We start from the raw sequence: 16668 nt of genomic DNA on the forward strand, positions 1-16668 counted from the left end.
TGACATGATGAGATTAAATGAACTGCAACTGGCAGAACTGGCCTCTGAACTGGACGAGGTAAAAGCAGGCGTCATGAGTCAGTTGGGTGATAAAGAAGCCTGTTATATTCGCCGTATCTTGCTGACGCAGCGCTTAAGCGCCATTTCTGGCCGCATTCTGATGGTGCTGGGGTTTCTTACACCCTGGCTGTGGGTTTTAGGTGTTGCGCTTCTGGCGCTGGCAAAAATTCTCGACAATATGGAAATTGGCCATAATGTGTTGCATGGCCAATACGACTGGATGAATGACCCTGTGCTGCATTCACAGCGTTTTGAATGGGATATCGCCTGTGACGCGGGGTCCTGGAAACGCACTCACAACTTTGAGCATCACACTTACACCAATATTATCGGCAAAGACCGCGACTTTGGTTATGGCTTATTGCGGCTGAGTAATGATTTTCGCTGGCGGCTGCGTAATTTATGGCAATTTGTCACTTATCTGCTGTTAAGCACCTTGTTCCAATGGGGCGTGTCTTACCACGAGCTGGCGGGTGAGAGGGTGTTTTTTGGTAAAAAGAAGCCCGATCGCATCAACAGTGTCAGTCACAGCGATTTGAAGAAAGCTTTTTTTGGTAAAGGTGCACGGCAGTTGTTTAAAGATTATGTATTTTTCCCTTTGATTGCCGGACCTATGTGGTTATGGGTGTTAAGCGGCAATTTAGTGGCGAATATTATCCGTAACTTATGGACATCCACCGTGATTTTTTGTGGTCATTTTACCGCTGATGTTCACACCTTTACCCAACAGCAATGCGAAGGCGAAAGCCGTGGCCACTGGTACTATCGGCAAATTCTGGGCTCGTCTAATTTTACCGGTCCGCGCTGGTTTCATATTTTAACCGGCCATTTAAGCTGCCAGATTGAACATCATTTATATCCTGATATGCCCGCTTTGCATTATCTGACCGTGGCACCGCAAGTGCAGGCTATTGCGAAAAAATATGGCATTGCTTATAACAGCGGCAGTTTTTTACGCCAGTACGCTACAGTAGTGGCCCGAATTATCAGATATTCTTTCCCTGGCGGCGCCAGCACAGCATAAAAAAAGGACAACACTATGTTATTTGCCGATGTAATTCAGCAGTTTAAAGCCGGACAGCCAGATGAACTGCAAATTGAAGTGCCAGAGCAATGGGGTCAGGGCCGTGCTGTGTTTGGTGGTATGGCGTCGGCTTTAGCTTTGGCGCATTTAGTCACAGAGCTGCCAGCACAAATTCCGCTGCGCTCTGTGTCCGTGTCTTTTGTTGCCCCTTTAAATGCAGGGCCTGCAACAGTATCCAGGCGTATATTGCGTCAGGGCAAGTCGGTCATTCAGGCTATGGTGGAAATTACGCAGCAGGGACAGGTGGCTTTAGTGCTGCTCGCCAGCTTTGGTGTGGAACGACCCTCTGCTTATAAGATCGCAAGCGAAACCTCTCCGGTTTTTACCGAAAAAGCGCTGGTGATGCCCAAACAAGGCCCTGTGCCTGAATTTACCCGGCATTTTGATTATCAAATCAAACGGGGTGTTATGCCGTTCTCTGGTGGTAGCAGCACAGAGCTGGGCGGTTTAATACGTTTTGCTGAAGGCCACAACACTGCTGTGGGCGTACTGGAGTTATTGGCTTTAGTGGATGCCTGGCCTCCGGTCAGTTTAACTTTATTAAACCAGCCTGCTCCTGCCAGTTCTTTAACCTGGACTATCGAGTTTATTCAGCCGCATCAGGCCAGCGAATCAACAGCCACAACAACGAACTGGTGGTCTTATCTGGCCAGCATTGAACATGGCGCTGATGGCTATCACCATATTGAAGCCAAATTATGGCAACCTGATGGCCAACTGGCAGCCATCAGCCGCCAGACAGTGACAGTCTTTGCCTGATACTTATCCATGTGAGGTTGCTTAAAATTTATACTCGCTCGGCGTGGGGGCTTCTGTTATAGTGCGCGCCCTTTTTCCTGTGCCAATTTCTGTATAAATAGAGAGTACCCATTTTTTGAGCAACGCCACTTTTACCAGTCTGCCTTTAGCAGAACATTTATTACAAAGCCTTGAGAGTCTTGGCTACAGTCAGATGACTCCTATCCAGCAACAGGCTTTGCCTTCATTGTTGGAAGGCAAAGATATTCTGGCCAAAGCCCGCACCGGCAGCGGCAAGACAGTGGCTTTTGCCTTGACCTTGTTGCATAAACTGGCAGTCAAACGTTTTCGCATCCAATCTCTGGTGCTTTGTCCTACCCGCGAACTGGCTGAGCAGGTTGCACAGGAAATCCGTCGTTTAGCCCGCAGTCAGCACAATATTAAAGTGTTGACGCTGGTAGGTGGTGTTTCTGTAGGTCCACAAATTGGTTCTTTAGAACACGGCGCTCATATTATTGTTGGCACACCGGGCCGTATCCTCGAGATGATCGACCGCAATCTGCTGAACCTGTCTGATGTAGAGACGCTTGTGCTGGATGAGGCCGACCGTATGCTGGATATGGGCTTCTCTGATGACATTGGCGTTATTCTGAAAGCCCTGCCTGTAGATCGCCAAACCTTGTTGTTTTCAGCCACTTACCCGGAAAAAGTCAATGATTTAAAACGTCATTTAAAAGCCGATGCTGTGCAGGTGTTTGTTGAAGACGCTGAACAAACTGAAATAGAACAGAAATTTATTGAAATGGAAGCGCAGGATAAAATTGCTGCGTTAAAGCAGATATTGTCCTGGCATGGCGCTAAGCCAACGCTGATTTTCTCCAATATGCGCAAAGATACTCAGGATATTTGTGATGAACTATCCGATGCTGGTTACAGCGTCATGTCATTGCACGGCGATTTAGAACAACGTGACCGTGAACGTGTGCTGATGCAGTTCACCAACCAAAGTTGCCTGATTATGGTAGCGACCGATGTTGCAGCCCGTGGCCTGGATATCAGTGCTTTGCCTTTGGTCATTAATTACGATTTATCCAATGACCCTGAAGTGCATGTGCACAGGGTAGGGCGTACAGGCAGGGCAGGTAGCGAAGGTCTGGCTTTAACGCTGGTGACTCCTTCACAAATGGGCCGTTTGGCCGCACTGGAAGATCAATTGAGTTTAACAGCACAGTGGGCCGAGTTAACTGCTTATCCGGCTAAAGACGCTGTACCAGCTCGCGCACCTATGCGTACTGTGATGATCGATGGCGGTAAAAAAGACAAAGTACGACCTGGCGATATAGTAGGCGCTTTAACAGGTGAACTGGGTTTGTCTTTTGAACAACTGGGCAAAATAAACGTTTTGGCTATGGTGAGTTTTGTCGCTGTACGTAACGATGTAGCCAGCGCCGCATTAAAGCGTTTAAGCGAAGGCAAAATCAAAGGCCGCCAATTCCGCTGTCGTTTTGTGTAGCACTGCCCGGCCATTTGTATGAATAAATCTGAGCCACCTGCGGGTGGTCTCAGTTTACTTATGCTCACAAAAAGTATCTGATGTAAGAGGAAAAATTACCCGGATGCACTAAGCTCAAAGCGGATAGATACTAAAAAATAAAGAGGCCGCTTATGAATCTTCAACACCTCCTGTGCAGCGCTGTAGTTTGTCTGCTGTTATCTGGCTGTAAACCAGCTGAAACTAAACCTGCTCCTGATGTAAAACCTGAAGCCGTCACAACAGTGGCTCAAACACAACCAGAACCTAAAGCCGCTGCGTGCGAGTTAAAACTGGGTTTTGAATCCTGGGAACCTTATCAATATATTGGACTGGAACAACAAGCCAGCGGGCTGGACATTGAAATTATGCAGGCCGTTGCCGATCGGATGAAGTGTACTTTAGTGATGCAGCATGGCACCTGGCAGGATCTGTTGGGGCAGTTGAAACAAGGTAAGGTTGATTTGTTGTTGGGTGCTTCTAAAACACCGGCACGGGAAGAATTTGCGCTGTTTTCTGAGCCCTACAGAGCTGAACAGTTTCAGTTGTTTGTACGCAAAGACGAAGCCGACCAATACAACTTTACTTCAGTGGCTGAAATGGTCGCTGCCAAACATAAAGTGGGGCTGATCAGTGACTATTACTACGGTGAGCAAATCAGTGCCTTGTATAGCGATGAACATATGCGGCCGCAGTTTGTAGAATCTTCGATGAGTGAACTGAATATAGCTGTATTGTTAGACGACCAGGTGGATGCAGTGCTGGAAGACAGTTTTGTCGGTGCTGCTATTATCCGGCGTAAAGGATTAGAGCAACAAATTCAGCCTCACCCGGTGAAACTGCCAGAAAGCCCTATTTATGTCATGTTCAGCAAAGCCACAGTGCAGCAGGAGAAAGTCAGCTCTTTTAATCAGGCGCTGCAACAATTAAAAGACAGTGGGGATTATCAACAACTATTGAGTAAATACCAGAGTTAAGCACCAAACTGGCGGGCCAGCAAAGAAGCAGTAAAGCTGGCCTTTAAATAGAAACCCCGTGGCAGGGTTTGAATAGGTTGGCCCTCTGCGCCAATAGCTGACGTCAGGGCTTTGCTGTTGGCCGCTTTAGGGCGCAATTGCAACACTTTGCCGTGCGCGCCTTTGATCTGATCGATACCACCTAAAACAATCAACTCCATCAGCTCTTCCCAATCCTGTCGCAACAAAGCCTGTTGTTCTGCATCCGGGCTCCATAAAAAAGCTGTACCTATCTGCCGCTCTGCCAGTGGAATAGTACGTTCGGCCAATATGGGCACAAACAACACCTGGCTCAGTTTGCGACAGACCCAGGATCCCTGCCAGTGCAAACCAGCCACGTCAGTCAAAGGCGCAACACAGACATAAGTGCTTTCCAGCGGCTTACCAAAACGATCCACAGGCAAGGTTTTTAGTTCTATACCCAGATGTGGAAAATCAGGTTCAGCTTTACTGCCACTGCTGGCTCCAAGCACCAGTTCAAGCAATTGGCCCACACTGCCTTTTTCCCGTTGCAGATTGGCGGGCAGCTGCAACTGGCATTGTTCTGCCAGTTGGCCTAGGGTCAGGCCTGCAATCAGATAACAACGTTCGAGTAATTCTGCTGTATTTTTCGGCGGCTGGCTCATAAAAACGTCATTGAAGCGGCAGTGATTCAGGTCTTTCAAAACATTAGCATTTTTTGACTTATTTTGCTGCTCAAAAAGCAAGCAAAGCAAGTTATGCACAGTTGCAACACTGGTTAAATAGCACTCTTTTCAATCTAACTTAATGTTTTTTATAGTTATTTTTTTGATTTCACTTGAGTGTTATTCCAGCGTTTCAGAGTTATCCAAGAACAAAAACACCCTTATGCACAGCTTTATGTACAGAGCCTGTGTAGAAGTGCACAGTGCGTGCTAATTAATCAGTTAAATTGTGGATAACTCTGTAGAAAATACAATTTGCCGAAGTCGTGACTTTATGAAAGAATCGATGAAACAACAGCTGGAACCAAGCTAGAGGTTTTTGTGATCGACGCTGAAGGCTTTAGAGCCAACGTCGGCATTGTAATATACAACCACCAGGGACAGGTGTTTTGGGCAAGGAGATACGGTCAACATTCCTGGCAGTACCCACAGGGCGGCATTGACGAAGGGGAAACCCCGGAGCAAGCCATGTACCGGGAGTTAAACGAAGAAGTTGGTTTACAGCCTGAAGATGTGGAAATTATTGCTGTAACCAAACACTGGCTCAGGTACAAGCTACCTAAGCGTTTAATTCGACGGGACAGTAATCCGGTGTGTATAGGGCAAAAACAAAAATGGTTTTTGTTGCGCCTGACCTGTAAGGATGAAGACGTAAATCTGTTAAAAACTACACATCCGGAATTTGATGACTGGCGTTGGGTCAGTTATTGGTATCCGGTGCGTCAGGTCGTCGCCTTTAAACGGGAAGTGTACCGTAAGGTGATGAAAGAGTTTGCCCCTATTGCTTTGCCGTATCTTCGTAGAGATGGAAAAAATGACAAGTTAATCAAAAGGGGTTAAGAATGCTGAGCCAGTTAAGGCGCATAGTGCAGGATGTGGCGCAAGAGCCGGTACTGAATAACGCACTGGCTGGCTTAGTCTCGAATGTAAAAAACGCACTGAAAACAGAGTGTTGCTCCGTTTATTTAGCCGACTATGAACAACAGCATTTTATGTTGATGGCCACAGATGGCTTAAATCCTGAAGCGGTAGGCCAAATATCTATTGGTTTCTCCGAAGGCTTAATTGGTTGGGTGGGCCAGCGTGAAGAGCCGATCAACCTGGCACAAGCTCATTTACACCCCCGTTTTAAAGTCACCCCTGAAGTCAGTGAAGACCGTTTTTCGGCCTTTTTAGGCTGCCCTATTATTCATCATCGTAAAGTGCTGGGTGTATTGACCATACAGCAGGGCGAATCACGGGTATTCAGTGAAGACGAAGAATCCTTTTTAGTAACTTTAGGAGTGCAGCTGGCTTCTGTACTGGTGCATGCTGAAATGCGTCAGGCCGCCAGCCAGAATTCAAAACAGCAAAAAAGTACAGGCCAGTTACAGGGTTTACCCGGAGCGCCGGGTATTGCCATAGGTGAAGGTTTTGTACTGGAACCCTCCAGCGACTTTGATGCTATATCGCTGAAAAAGGTCGATGATCCGGAAAAAGAGCTGTCTCGTTTTTACAAAGCGGTCAAAATTACCAAAGCCGAATTTAATCGCTTAGCTGAACGTATGGCCGGGCATTTGCCGCCGGACGCATTGGCTATTTTTGATGTGTACCATCAGTTGTTAGATGCGGCCAGTCTTGGTAATGAAATTGAAAAACAAATCCACGAAGGCTGGTGTGCCAAAAGTGCGCTGAAACGTGTGGTTGAAAAGTTCGCCCGCCAGTTTGACGATATGGACGATCCTTATCTGAGAGAGAGGGGCACAGATATCCGTGATTTAGGCCAGAGGGTACTGAATCATTTGCTCGACACTGAGCAGCGCCATCATAAGTTGCCGGAAAAAGTAGTGCTGGTGGCTGATAACGTCACGGCCACTATGTTGGCTGAAATTCCACGCGCTCAACTGGTGGCTATTGTTTCTCTGAAAGGCTCAGTGAATTCACACGCCGCTATTATGGCACGGGCTTTAGGTATTCCGGCCGTGATGGGCCTGGACGAGCTGCCGTTGTTTCACTGGCAAAGTAAACGTCTGATTGTTGACGGCTACCGTGGGCAGATTTTAGTAGCTCCTGCTGAAGCTATAGTGGCCGAGTATCAGGCACTTATCAGTGAAGATGCGCAGTTGAGTGCCCGTTATCAATCCGAGATGCATTTAAACGCCCAGAGTGCCTGCGGTGCGCCTTTTAGCTTAATGGTCAATGCTGGTCTTGCGATAGAACTGGAAAGTACTCAGCCTTCTTATACAGACGGTATAGGTTTATACCGTACTGAATTCCCTTTTATTATGCGCAACCGTTTCCCAACCGAAGCGGAGCAGATAGAACTCTATAAAAAAGTATTAGCGTCGCATCCCACTAAAGCCGTAGTGATGCGTACTTTGGATGTGGGCGGTGATAAAGCGCTGCCTTATTTCAGCATTATCGAAGAAAACCCCTTTTTAGGCTGGCGTGGTATTCGTTTAACCCTGGACCATCCGGAAATTTTTCTGGTGCAAATCCGCGCCATGCTGAAGGCCAACATTGGACAGGGTAATTTGCATATTCTGCTGCCGATGATTTCTGATTTAGCCGAAGTGGACGAGTCGCTGCGTTTAATTAAACAAGCAACTTTCGAGCTGACCGATGAATTAGCCGGTACTGAAATACAATTGCCTAAAGCTAAAGTGGGCGTGATGATTGAAGTGCCGTCCATTATGTATCAGTTGCCTGAACTGGCCCGTAAAATTGATTTTTGCTCAGTAGGTACCAACGATTTAACCCAGTATTTATTGGCGGTCGATCGCAACAACCCAAGAGTAGCGGGTTTGTATGATGCGATGCATCCTGCGGTATTACGCGCTTTGCACCAGATGTCATTGCAGGCTCAGGGTTTACAGCTGCCGATGAGCATTTGTGGTGAGCTGGCAGGTGAACCTGCAGGAGTGCTGATTTTAGCCGCCATGGGTTATGACAAATTCAGTATGAACAGCAGTAATCTGGCAAAAATCAAATGGTTGCTGCGCAGAGTCAATATGTCTGAGCTGCAATTGCTGTTGCCGGAAATTCTGGCCTGTCAGTCGCCAAAACAAGTTCGTCTGCAAGTTCAGCGTTTCCTCGATCAAAAACAGCTATTGAACCAATTACGTGCTTAACAGCACCAAGGGCTGCTACAATGTTTGACCTTATCAGGCTCTGCGCATCAGCTCTGATGCCTTACTGCTTTATTGCTTAGAACAGGATTTTTTATAGTGGACTCTTATTTTTTATTCCCGCAAATTGACCCGGTGATCTTCAGTATCGGGCCTGTGGCTGTGCGTTGGTATGGCCTGATGTATGTGATCGCTTTTTTACTGGCAAACTGGCTGGCCAACCGTCAGGCCGATAAACCGGGTTCTGGCTGGACCCGTGATCAGGTCAGCGATTTAATGTTTTTCGGCTTTTTAGGTGTGATAGTCGGTGGCCGCTTCGGTTATGTGCTGTTTTACGGCTTCAGCAATTTAATGGCCGACCCGCTGTATTTATTCCGCACCTGGGAAGGCGGCATGTCTTTCCATGGTGGTGTGTTAGGTGTGATGGCTGCTATGGCCTGGTTCGCCTGGCGCAACAACAAAAAGTACCTTGAGCTTGGCGATTTTGTCGTGCCGCTGCTGCCTTTAGGTTTGGCCTTTGGCCGTTTAGGTAATTTTATCAACGGTGAATTATGGGGCCGTACTACAGACGTGCCCTGGGCTGTGTTATTTCCAAACTCCGGTATGTTGCCACGTCATCCGTCTCAGCTGTATGAAATGGTGGCTGAAGGCATCATCCTGTTTATTTTGCTGCAATGGTACAAGCGCAAGAATCCGCCTGCAGGTAATGTCGCTGGTTTATTTCTGTTGGGCTACGGTACGGCTCGTTTTATTATTGAGTTCTTCCGGGAGCCGGACGCGCATTTAGGTTTATTGTCTATGGGCATGTCGATGGGCCAGTGGCTTTGTATTCCGATGATAGTTGCCGGTCTTGGCCTGATTATCTGGGGCTACTCTCGTGAAACCGGTTCTGAAGCTGAAAGTAAAAACAGTGCAAAAAAAGCAGTGAAGAAAGAGAGCAATGCATGAAGCAGTATTTAGACTTAATGCGCCATGTGCTGGAGCATGGTCATAAAAAATCGGACCGCACAGGCACAGGTACCATCAGTGTGTTTGGTTATCAGATGCGGTTTGATTTAAGTCAGGGTTTTCCTCTGGTGACTACCAAAAAATGCCACTTGCGCTCCATTATTCATGAGCTGTTGTGGTTTCTTAAAGGCGACACCAACATTCAGTATCTGAAAGACAATAAAGTGTCGATTTGGGATGAGTGGGCCACAGAACAAGGCGATCTAGGCCCGGTCTACGGTGCCCAGTGGCGCAGCTGGCAAACGCCGGATGGCCGTACTATCGACCAGATCAGTCAACTGATCCATGACATCAAAACTAATCCGGATTCACGGCGTTTAATCGTCAGTGGCTGGAACCCTGCTGTATTACCTGATACCAAATTCAGCCCAAAAGACAATGCGGCTATGGGTAAACAGGCTTTACCGCCTTGCCATACTTTATTTCAGTTTTATGTGCATGACGGCAAATTGTCTTGTCAGTTATACCAGCGCAGTGCCGACATATTCCTGGGGGTGCCTTTTAATATTGCAAGTTATGCCTTGCTGACGATGATGGTGGCTCAGGTTTGTGATTTAACTCCGGGCGATTTTGTGCATACCTTTGGCGACGCCCATTTGTACAGCAATCACATGGAACAGGTGAACGAGCAGCTAAGCCGCACACCTCATCCTTTACCTCAAATGAAATTAAATCCGGCTATCAAAGATATTTTTGGTTTTAATATCGACGATTTTGAATTGGTCAATTATTTGGCGCACCCAGCTATTAAGGCGCCAATAGCTATATAAGCCGACAGATAAATCAGGACTATACTGATCAAAGATCGAAGCGTTGGAGACGGTACTATGCGGTTGAGCACGGAACAACAAAAGAGCATTCGGGATGTCATTAGACGGTTTTTTGGCGCTCAATCCCTTGTAATATTATTTGGTTCACGAGTACATGATCTGGGATCCGGCGGAGATATTGATCTTTATATTGAGCCTGAAATTACAGATGCGACAGTAGTAGTGGATGCAAAAATTGACGCGTTGGTGGAGCTGCACAAAGTGTTAGGTGAGCAAAAAATTGATTTGGTCATCAATCGCAAAAATGGCTTTGACTTACCTATTTACACTATTGCAAAAGAAACAGGAGTTTTGCTTTGAATCGCCAGGTATTCGAAGGTATTCAGGCTATTTGTGATACTCATGCCAGGCATTTATCCTGGGCTATGCAACAGTTGGAACAGCTTCAACCTTTTACGCCTGAATTGTTGAGTGGATTGGAGCCTGTTCAGTTGGCTATCTTTGACCAGTTTATTATCCGGTTTTCCAAATTGCAGGATGCAATGGGTATGAAATTACTTCCTGCGGTTCTTGAATTAAGTTTTGATGACAGTAGTCCGGCTTTTATTGATAAACTCAATAAGTTAGAGAAATTAGGAGCCTTGAGTTCAACAACTCAGTGGTTAAAATTCAGGGAGATGCGTAACCAGTTTTCACATGATTACCCTGATGATCCGCAAATACAATGTGCTTTATTGGTAAAAGGTTTTGCAATGGCTGCTGATTTGTTGGGCGAACTTCGCAGAGTGGAAAGTTACAGCGCTCAGTTTTTATAAACATACAAGGGGCGCGGGCTTGTCCCTGCCGTCTCAAATTCCGAACCTATCTTTCGCGGCTTGCCCGCCCATCCTGTCCGGTGATCGCCGGGATCGGGAAAACCGCAAAAATTTTCTGGCATTAATTTTGCTGTGTATCAGACAGAGATAAACAAGCGACACCAACGCCGGGGGCTACAGTGCGAATATTCGGGTTAGTCATCACAGTTCTGCTGTTATGCAGCTGCAGTTCTTTGCCACAAGGGCAAGATATTGCCGAGCCTGCACAGCGTTCAAAAGCAGCACAGCATCCTCCTTTATTGTTTTATACCGAACGTCTTGCTGATCAGCTTTTTCATCAATTACAACCTTTAGAATCCGGTGCTATAGCTGTGACTACTTTTGCTGACGTGCAATTGATGGCGCCTGATACCAGCCGCAATTCCAGCTATAACGCAGCTTTGCAGTTGCAGGAAAGTATGCAGACTGTGGCCACTCAGTTGGGCTACCAGGTGAGCGAATTACGCCTCAATGATGCGGTTTTAGTGCATGCAGGTTATGAAAACTCATTAGGACGGAATTTAAGCCAATTGGCACAAAACCAACAGGCCCGCTATTTGATCACCGGAACCCTGACTGAAGGTGAGGTGTATATTACCGTCAATGCCAAATTAATCGACCTGAAAAGCCAGCAAGTGTTAGCAGCGGCTTCCAGTGTTATTCCTGTAGATGTGTTATGGCCAAACGAACAGTTGCAGTTGCGTCATAATAAGTTGTATCGCAATTCGGAGTCGTAACGGATGAATACACCAAATCGTTATTTTTTGATACTCGCCAGTCTCGCCACTTTGAGCCTGAACTTTGGTTGTACTCCTCTGATCCAGCTGGATTCAGAAGGTAAGCCTTCAACGGCTAATCAGGTTGAGTTAAATCAGGGCAATGCGCCGAGGCTCAAAAAAGATCAGTCTTATGCACATTTGTATGTGGGTGGTTACGACAGTTCAGCGATGCAAAATGCCCGTATGGCAGGCATGGCAATACCTGGTTATAAGGCAGAAACTTCGGTGACAGTGAACCACTATGTGCAAAGCCTGATGCATGATTTAGCCGCTAACCTGGAAGTGTTAAGTACGACCTTCAGTGTCGGGGTGACCAGCTTTGTTTATCTGGATGGTGATTACCAGCAAGGCGATTTGCTGGGCAACCAGCTCTCTGAAGCTTTTATGCACGAAGCCACTCAGTTTGGTATGGCGGTGACAGATTTTAAAACCACGGATTATATCCGGGTGACGCCAACAGGCGATTTTACCTTTAGCCGTGATTTCCTTGAATTGACCCAACAGTACCCTATCAGTGTGGTGCTGGGCGGTACCTTAGTGCGTCACCATGGCGGCGTGATAGTGAATGCCAGAATGGTGAATGTAAATGACAAAAAAGTACTGGCATCGGCTCAGGCTTTTATTCCACAACAGGTTGTTCAGAGCCTGAAAGGCAGTCATAGCGCGCCTTTGTTGCAGTTAAAAGCGGCTGGAGCGCAATAGCATGACTATCCGTCAGCACACCGATTCATTCTGGCGCTCTTCTGTGTTGTATGGCGCAGCGGCTCTGGTTGTATTGAGTTTGTTGCCGGGTTGTTCGATGCTGTCGAGGGAACCTCAAAAGGTTGAAGCTGAGTTGACTCAGGTTGAAAAAGTCGCAGTGTTGAAAAAACGCTTACTGGAAACACACCATAAGCTACATATGCAGAGGGCTCAGTTGCAAAAATTGATTAACAATGACGCAGATTTAGAGCAATTGATCCGCTTAATGCATATCAAGCAACAGCAAACGCAATTGAGCGGTGATGCAGCCGGCCAGACTAAAGAAGTCACAGTGGATTATTTACAGGTCATGGCCGCAAATCAGCAAACACTGAAATCAGAGCTTTCCCGTTTGATGTCAGAGTTGAATACTTTAACAGCTGCTCCCGGTAATTAACCTGTGTTAAATGGAACCTATGAATATGAAATCAATCACTAAAAACTCCGTAAATAACAGGTGCATTTTCCGTAGCGCTTTCGCTTCGCTATTGCTGATTTCCGTAATTCAGGGCTGTGCTTCAATGGATTCAGGATCAACAGATCCTGACCGGGTCGCTTCGACGGAGAAAGTGAGCAATACGAATACAGGGGCTGATGAAGCCAGGTCGCCTGAACTGGTTCAGGCTGAAAATCAGGTCAGAGCATTAGAGCAGCAACTGGAAAGTTTGAAAATTGAATGGGAGCAGCAAAAACCTGCATTGGAACGTCTTGTCAGTAATGAAGCTGATCTTGAGTTTTTGGTACAGGCTCTGGCCGACATGTCCCAGTTGGCGGATGAACCATCACGTAGCCAGTATTTAGGTCAGGACGAGCTTACTGCTGAAAAAAGAGAACAAAGTTTACAGGCATTGCAGTCGTTGGTCAGTACGCAGGAAGAGTTGAATACGCTTCTGGTTGATTTAAGTACTGTAGTCTCTGAGGTTGCAGCAAACCGACAGGAGCTGACCGGGCAACAAAGCTTCACTCAACCTGGTTCTGCACAACAGTCATTTGAACCTTCAGTAGTGCAAAATAGTGCAAGCTCAGGCTCTGAGATGACTTCAACTCAGAGCGCTGGCCTGACAGCTCAGAGTCCGGATGGTGGTAGCTCTACCGGCGTTCAGACACATAGCTTTTACACCCAGACTTCTGCAGATTGCAATTGCACAGACTCAGGAACTTCATCGTCAGTGCATTCAGATCCGGCCAAAGCCCGTGACCCAAGCTGGTTTGCAATGACTACACCCTATGCCGAAGCCGCACCAGCGACAAGCACCAGCCCAGTATCGCAACTGGATAGTGGTGCAGCTTCAGGCCAACCTATTCCGGGTTTGCAGGTAAAAACTTTTAAGCGCCGTACTTTACCTTCTGAACTGGCAGCAGCTGGTGCAGATTTACAGCAGTATGCAATGGCGCCACAATTTCATATGAGCCGCAAATCTTTAAGTGATTATGTGTCTCAACTGGCATTTAAACTTGCAGGCAATCAGCAGTTGGCAGGCAATAAAATAGGGGTAGCCAGTTTTGTTTTTTTTGACGAGCAGTTAGAAAAAACCAGTGCGGTAGGTAATCAGTTAGCGGAAGAACTCAGTACTGTATTACCTGCCTATGGCGCCAGGGTTATTGAATACAAACTGACACGTGAAATCACAGTAGGTCCGACCGGAGATTTATCTTTGTCACGTAACACCAGAAAACTGCGTGATTCACAAGGTATGGATTATGTGCTGACCGGCACCATGGTGCCAACCCGTCGCGGCTTACAGATCCATAGCCGGGTGGTTTCCACCAGAGATAATGTGGTGATTGCATCCGCCAGCACTTTGATCCCGGCCTTAGTACTGCAACAGCTTTGATGGGGCTCGGGAAGAGGCTAAAAATAAATACAAGGCTATACTAGATTTACAATCTTTTATTGATCTATATTTTGTTGAATGATATTGCAGAGTTCTGGTGCTAAAACCGCAGCTCTTTGCTTCCGCTACATTACCATTATCTACTTCAGTTTGTGCCGATTTTTGCATTTTGTTCAAATTTGGAGTGAGGTTTTTGCTCGGTAATTTACGTTTTTCTAATGTTTTATAAGCCATATTTGACGTCGTTTAGGTGTGATTTTGCAGCGTTTTTTTATTTAATTTGGTGCAAGATTTGAAATAATGAAAAAATTACAAATAAAACAAAAAATTGTATAAAGTTTTAGTAGGTTCAGTCGATACATGAATACGCTTAGTGTCAAACATCAAATGTTATCTGAGCGGGTTCATTGTAACTATTTGATCAATATAGGAAAGATGATTATGAAGAAACGCAATCAAATTACACAAGCGGCTGTACTGGCCGTTGCTACCATGACCTCAGTTGGGGCAATGGCTGAGATAGCATCAGTAACAGCTTCTGTTACTGTAGATAACTCAATCGATTTCACTTCGACCGGTACTTTAAACTTCGGTACTTTACGCGCTGTAGCGGATAACTCTGCGAACAACTGCTCTTATGTGACTTTAAGTGCTGGCCCTGCTGCTCCTGCTATTGCTGCAACTGGTGGCGCTGCTACTACAGCTTTTTGTACTGGTGCTGGTAACTCAGCAGTTCAGGCGATTGGTGGCACTTTAGAGCGTCCAGTTTTTACTATTGCTGGTGTTGCTGCCTTCACTACTTTAGACGTCACTTTACCAACTACAGTTGAATTAACAGCTCCTTTAGCCCCTGGCGCAGCTTCTTTCTTTATGCGTGATTTCACTGCATGGAAAACAAGTGGTACTCCAGGCGCGGTGACTACTACTATCCAGGTTGGTGGTACCGGTGGTGCTGTGTTCCAGTTAGGCGCGACTTTGCATACAGATGACTCTTTTGCTGGTCAAAACTATGAAAATAACATCGCTTACACTGGTAACATTGATGTAGAAGTGGCCTACCAATAAGCTTTGGTTTGAGATAAAAAGGAGCTTATGATTAGGCTCCTTTTTCTTTGGTGGACCTTATGTCAAATTACAACTTAGCTACATTGTTTTTTGTTGTCTTTTTCAGTTTTTATTCATTGTCTGCATATGGCGATATAACAGTTAATCAACAACTTAGCTTTGGCAAAATAGCAATTACCTCGAATGCTTCTGTCAGCACAACAACAGTGCGGCGTAACGGATCACAGCAAAGCACTAACAAAATTTTGGTGGTGCAGCCCGGTGAGCCAGCCATACTGCAGCTTAGTAATTTTCCTATTTATACCACTATGAATTTATCCGCCAATACTCCGGTCAGTTCTGCTATGGGGTATGGCGGCACAGAGCAGTTCACCATTACAGCTTTGGATATGCCCGCGTCAGTGAAAACTGATCTGACGGGGCAGGCAACTCTTATTATAGGAGGAACTTTGGCAACCTCCGGCTTGGGTGGTGTTTACTACAATGAAGCGGTTTATAACATTTACCTTGAAATCGAGTTTTCATACTAATAAAAGTGGAGCACACAAATGGGCAAAATAGTCCTTGTTATTATTGCACTAATGAGTTTTTGGGTTGAAGCAAATTTAGTTATTCACCCTATACGTATTCAGTTTAATCCGGGTGAGCGCAGTACAGAGGTTACGTTACTTAATGATTCTAAAACCACTAATACCTATCGTCTGGAGTGGCGTGAAAAGCAAGCTAAACAAGGCGGAGGTTACACAGATTTAAAAGGGGATGCTCTGAAAAACTTCCCTACGGCAAGCTCTATGGTTCGTTTTACGCCCCGTCAGGTGACGTTAAGACCTGGCGAGCGTCAGACCATCAAATTAAGTTTACGCAAACCAGCCCGTCTCGCTGAAGGTGAATACCGTTCTCATCTGATTTTTAAGGCTCTGCCTCCACCTGCTTCACTTAAAGCACCAGATGAGCAAACTGCAGGTTTGACCATGAGCTTAAATTTGATTACCAGTTTTGTGATACCTGTTGTAGTGCAAAATGGAAAAAATAATACCAGTATCAGTTTTAACAGTGCTTCTATTATTTATGACGCTGCTGTTCCGGGTAAAAGCAGTGTGGTTGTGCATGCCAGTCGTACCGGACAATATTCTGTTTTTGGTGATGTAGAAGCCCATTGGACCCCTAACGGAGGAAAAGAACGCTTGATAGCAAAAACCTCAGCTTTTACCTTTTGGCCTGAATTAAATAAAACCTTTACGACACTGGCATGGGTTGGCGCAGATTTTGCACCCACCAATGGCAAGCTCCGGATCGTGTACAAAGGTATGAGAGACTTTCAGGGTCAGACCTTTTTCGATACTTCAGTACAGGTAGACAGGAGCGCTATAAAAATGAATAACTAGCGAGGATAT

The 16668-nt window shown here is 46.1% G+C and carries 18 protein-coding genes; 17 read left to right on the plus strand and 1 reads right to left on the minus strand.

All coding sequences use genetic code 11. From position 1 onward, the window contains the following. Positions 1-4: 4 nt before the first annotated feature. The 4 genes from J2W69_RS00320 to J2W69_RS00335 all read left to right on the plus strand — a co-directional run bounded on the left by J2W69_RS00320 (position 5) and on the right by J2W69_RS00335 (position 4390). Complete coding sequence (locus J2W69_RS00320) at positions 5-1084, plus strand: fatty acid desaturase family protein (protein ID WP_310273428.1); 1080 nt, start codon at positions 5-7, stop codon at positions 1082-1084. 15 nt (positions 1085-1099) lie between these two features. Next, complete coding sequence (locus J2W69_RS00325) at positions 1100-1903, plus strand: acyl-CoA thioesterase (protein WP_310273430.1); 804 nt, start codon at positions 1100-1102, stop codon at positions 1901-1903. Between the two features lie 115 nt (positions 1904-2018). Further along, positions 2019-3395 carry an ATP-dependent RNA helicase DbpA gene (gene dbpA, locus J2W69_RS00330; protein WP_310273432.1) on the plus strand — a complete coding sequence of 459 codons (1377 nt, stop codon included), beginning with the start codon at positions 2019-2021 and terminating at the stop codon, positions 3393-3395. 152 nt (positions 3396-3547) lie between these two features. Continuing rightward, complete coding sequence (locus J2W69_RS00335; protein ID WP_310273434.1) at positions 3548-4390, plus strand: substrate-binding periplasmic protein; 843 nt, start codon at positions 3548-3550, stop codon at positions 4388-4390. Here J2W69_RS00335 and mutH read toward each other — a convergent pair. Next, on the minus strand, positions 4387-5055 hold the full coding sequence (gene mutH, locus J2W69_RS00340; RefSeq protein ID WP_310273436.1) for a DNA mismatch repair endonuclease MutH: 669 nt from the start codon (positions 5053-5055) through the stop codon (positions 4387-4389). The genes J2W69_RS00335 and mutH overlap by 4 nt on opposite strands. A gap of 381 nt (positions 5056-5436) precedes the next feature. On the opposite strand from mutH, the gene rppH reads away from it, so the two are divergent. The 13 genes from rppH to J2W69_RS00405 all read left to right on the plus strand — a co-directional run bounded on the left by rppH (position 5437) and on the right by J2W69_RS00405 (position 16659). Next, on the plus strand, positions 5437-5955 hold the full coding sequence (gene rppH, locus J2W69_RS00345) for an RNA pyrophosphohydrolase (protein ID WP_310273438.1): 519 nt from the start codon (positions 5437-5439) through the stop codon (positions 5953-5955). Between the two features lie 2 nt (positions 5956-5957). Next, positions 5958-8225 (plus strand): phosphoenolpyruvate--protein phosphotransferase, encoded by a 2268-nt coding sequence (gene ptsP / locus J2W69_RS00350; RefSeq protein ID WP_310273440.1) that lies wholly within the window; start codon positions 5958-5960, stop codon positions 8223-8225. A 96-nt stretch (positions 8226-8321) separates the two neighbouring features. Beyond that, complete coding sequence (lgt, locus tag J2W69_RS00355) at positions 8322-9170, plus strand: prolipoprotein diacylglyceryl transferase (protein ID WP_310273442.1); 849 nt, start codon at positions 8322-8324, stop codon at positions 9168-9170. Then, on the plus strand, positions 9167-10000 hold the full coding sequence (locus J2W69_RS00360; RefSeq protein WP_310273444.1) for a thymidylate synthase: 834 nt from the start codon (positions 9167-9169) through the stop codon (positions 9998-10000). Before lgt ends, J2W69_RS00360 begins: the two co-directional genes overlap by 4 nt. A 57-nt stretch (positions 10001-10057) precedes the next feature. Then, positions 10058-10360 (plus strand): nucleotidyltransferase domain-containing protein, encoded by a 303-nt coding sequence (locus tag J2W69_RS00365; protein WP_310273445.1) that lies wholly within the window; start codon positions 10058-10060, stop codon positions 10358-10360. Next, a complete protein-coding gene (locus J2W69_RS00370) occupies positions 10357-10815 on the plus strand; it encodes a hypothetical protein (RefSeq protein ID WP_310273447.1) in 459 nt (152 codons plus the stop codon). Before J2W69_RS00365 ends, J2W69_RS00370 begins: the two co-directional genes overlap by 4 nt. 179 nt (positions 10816-10994) lie before the next feature. Beyond that, positions 10995-11591, plus strand: a complete 597-nt coding sequence (locus J2W69_RS00375) for a FlgO family outer membrane protein (protein WP_310273449.1) — start codon at positions 10995-10997, stop codon at positions 11589-11591. A gap of 3 nt (positions 11592-11594) precedes the next feature. Continuing rightward, complete coding sequence (locus J2W69_RS00380) at positions 11595-12335, plus strand: FlgO family outer membrane protein (RefSeq protein WP_310273452.1); 741 nt, start codon at positions 11595-11597, stop codon at positions 12333-12335. A 1-nt stretch (position 12336) separates the two neighbouring features. After that, positions 12337-12771, plus strand: a complete 435-nt coding sequence (locus J2W69_RS00385; RefSeq protein WP_310273454.1) for a hypothetical protein — start codon at positions 12337-12339, stop codon at positions 12769-12771. A 124-nt stretch (positions 12772-12895) separates the two neighbouring features. After that, positions 12896-14209, plus strand: coding sequence for a FlgO family outer membrane protein (locus J2W69_RS00390; RefSeq protein WP_310273456.1), 1314 nt, complete (start codon positions 12896-12898; stop codon positions 14207-14209). 441 nt (positions 14210-14650) lie between these two features. Beyond that, positions 14651-15274, plus strand: coding sequence for a hypothetical protein (locus tag J2W69_RS00395; RefSeq protein ID WP_310273458.1), 624 nt, complete (start codon positions 14651-14653; stop codon positions 15272-15274). A gap of 59 nt (positions 15275-15333) precedes the next feature. After that, the gene (locus J2W69_RS00400; protein ID WP_310273460.1) at positions 15334-15804 is read left to right on the plus strand and encodes a DUF4402 domain-containing protein; all 471 of its coding nucleotides are present in this window, start codon (positions 15334-15336) and stop codon (positions 15802-15804) included. A gap of 18 nt (positions 15805-15822) precedes the next feature. After that, complete coding sequence (locus tag J2W69_RS00405; protein WP_310273462.1) at positions 15823-16659, plus strand: fimbrial biogenesis chaperone; 837 nt, start codon at positions 15823-15825, stop codon at positions 16657-16659. Positions 16660-16668 lie beyond the last annotated feature (9 nt).

Origin of the sequence: Rheinheimera soli, assembly GCF_031457405.1 — a bacterium.
Taxonomy (GTDB): domain Bacteria; phylum Pseudomonadota; class Gammaproteobacteria; order Enterobacterales; family Alteromonadaceae; genus Pararheinheimera; species Pararheinheimera soli_A.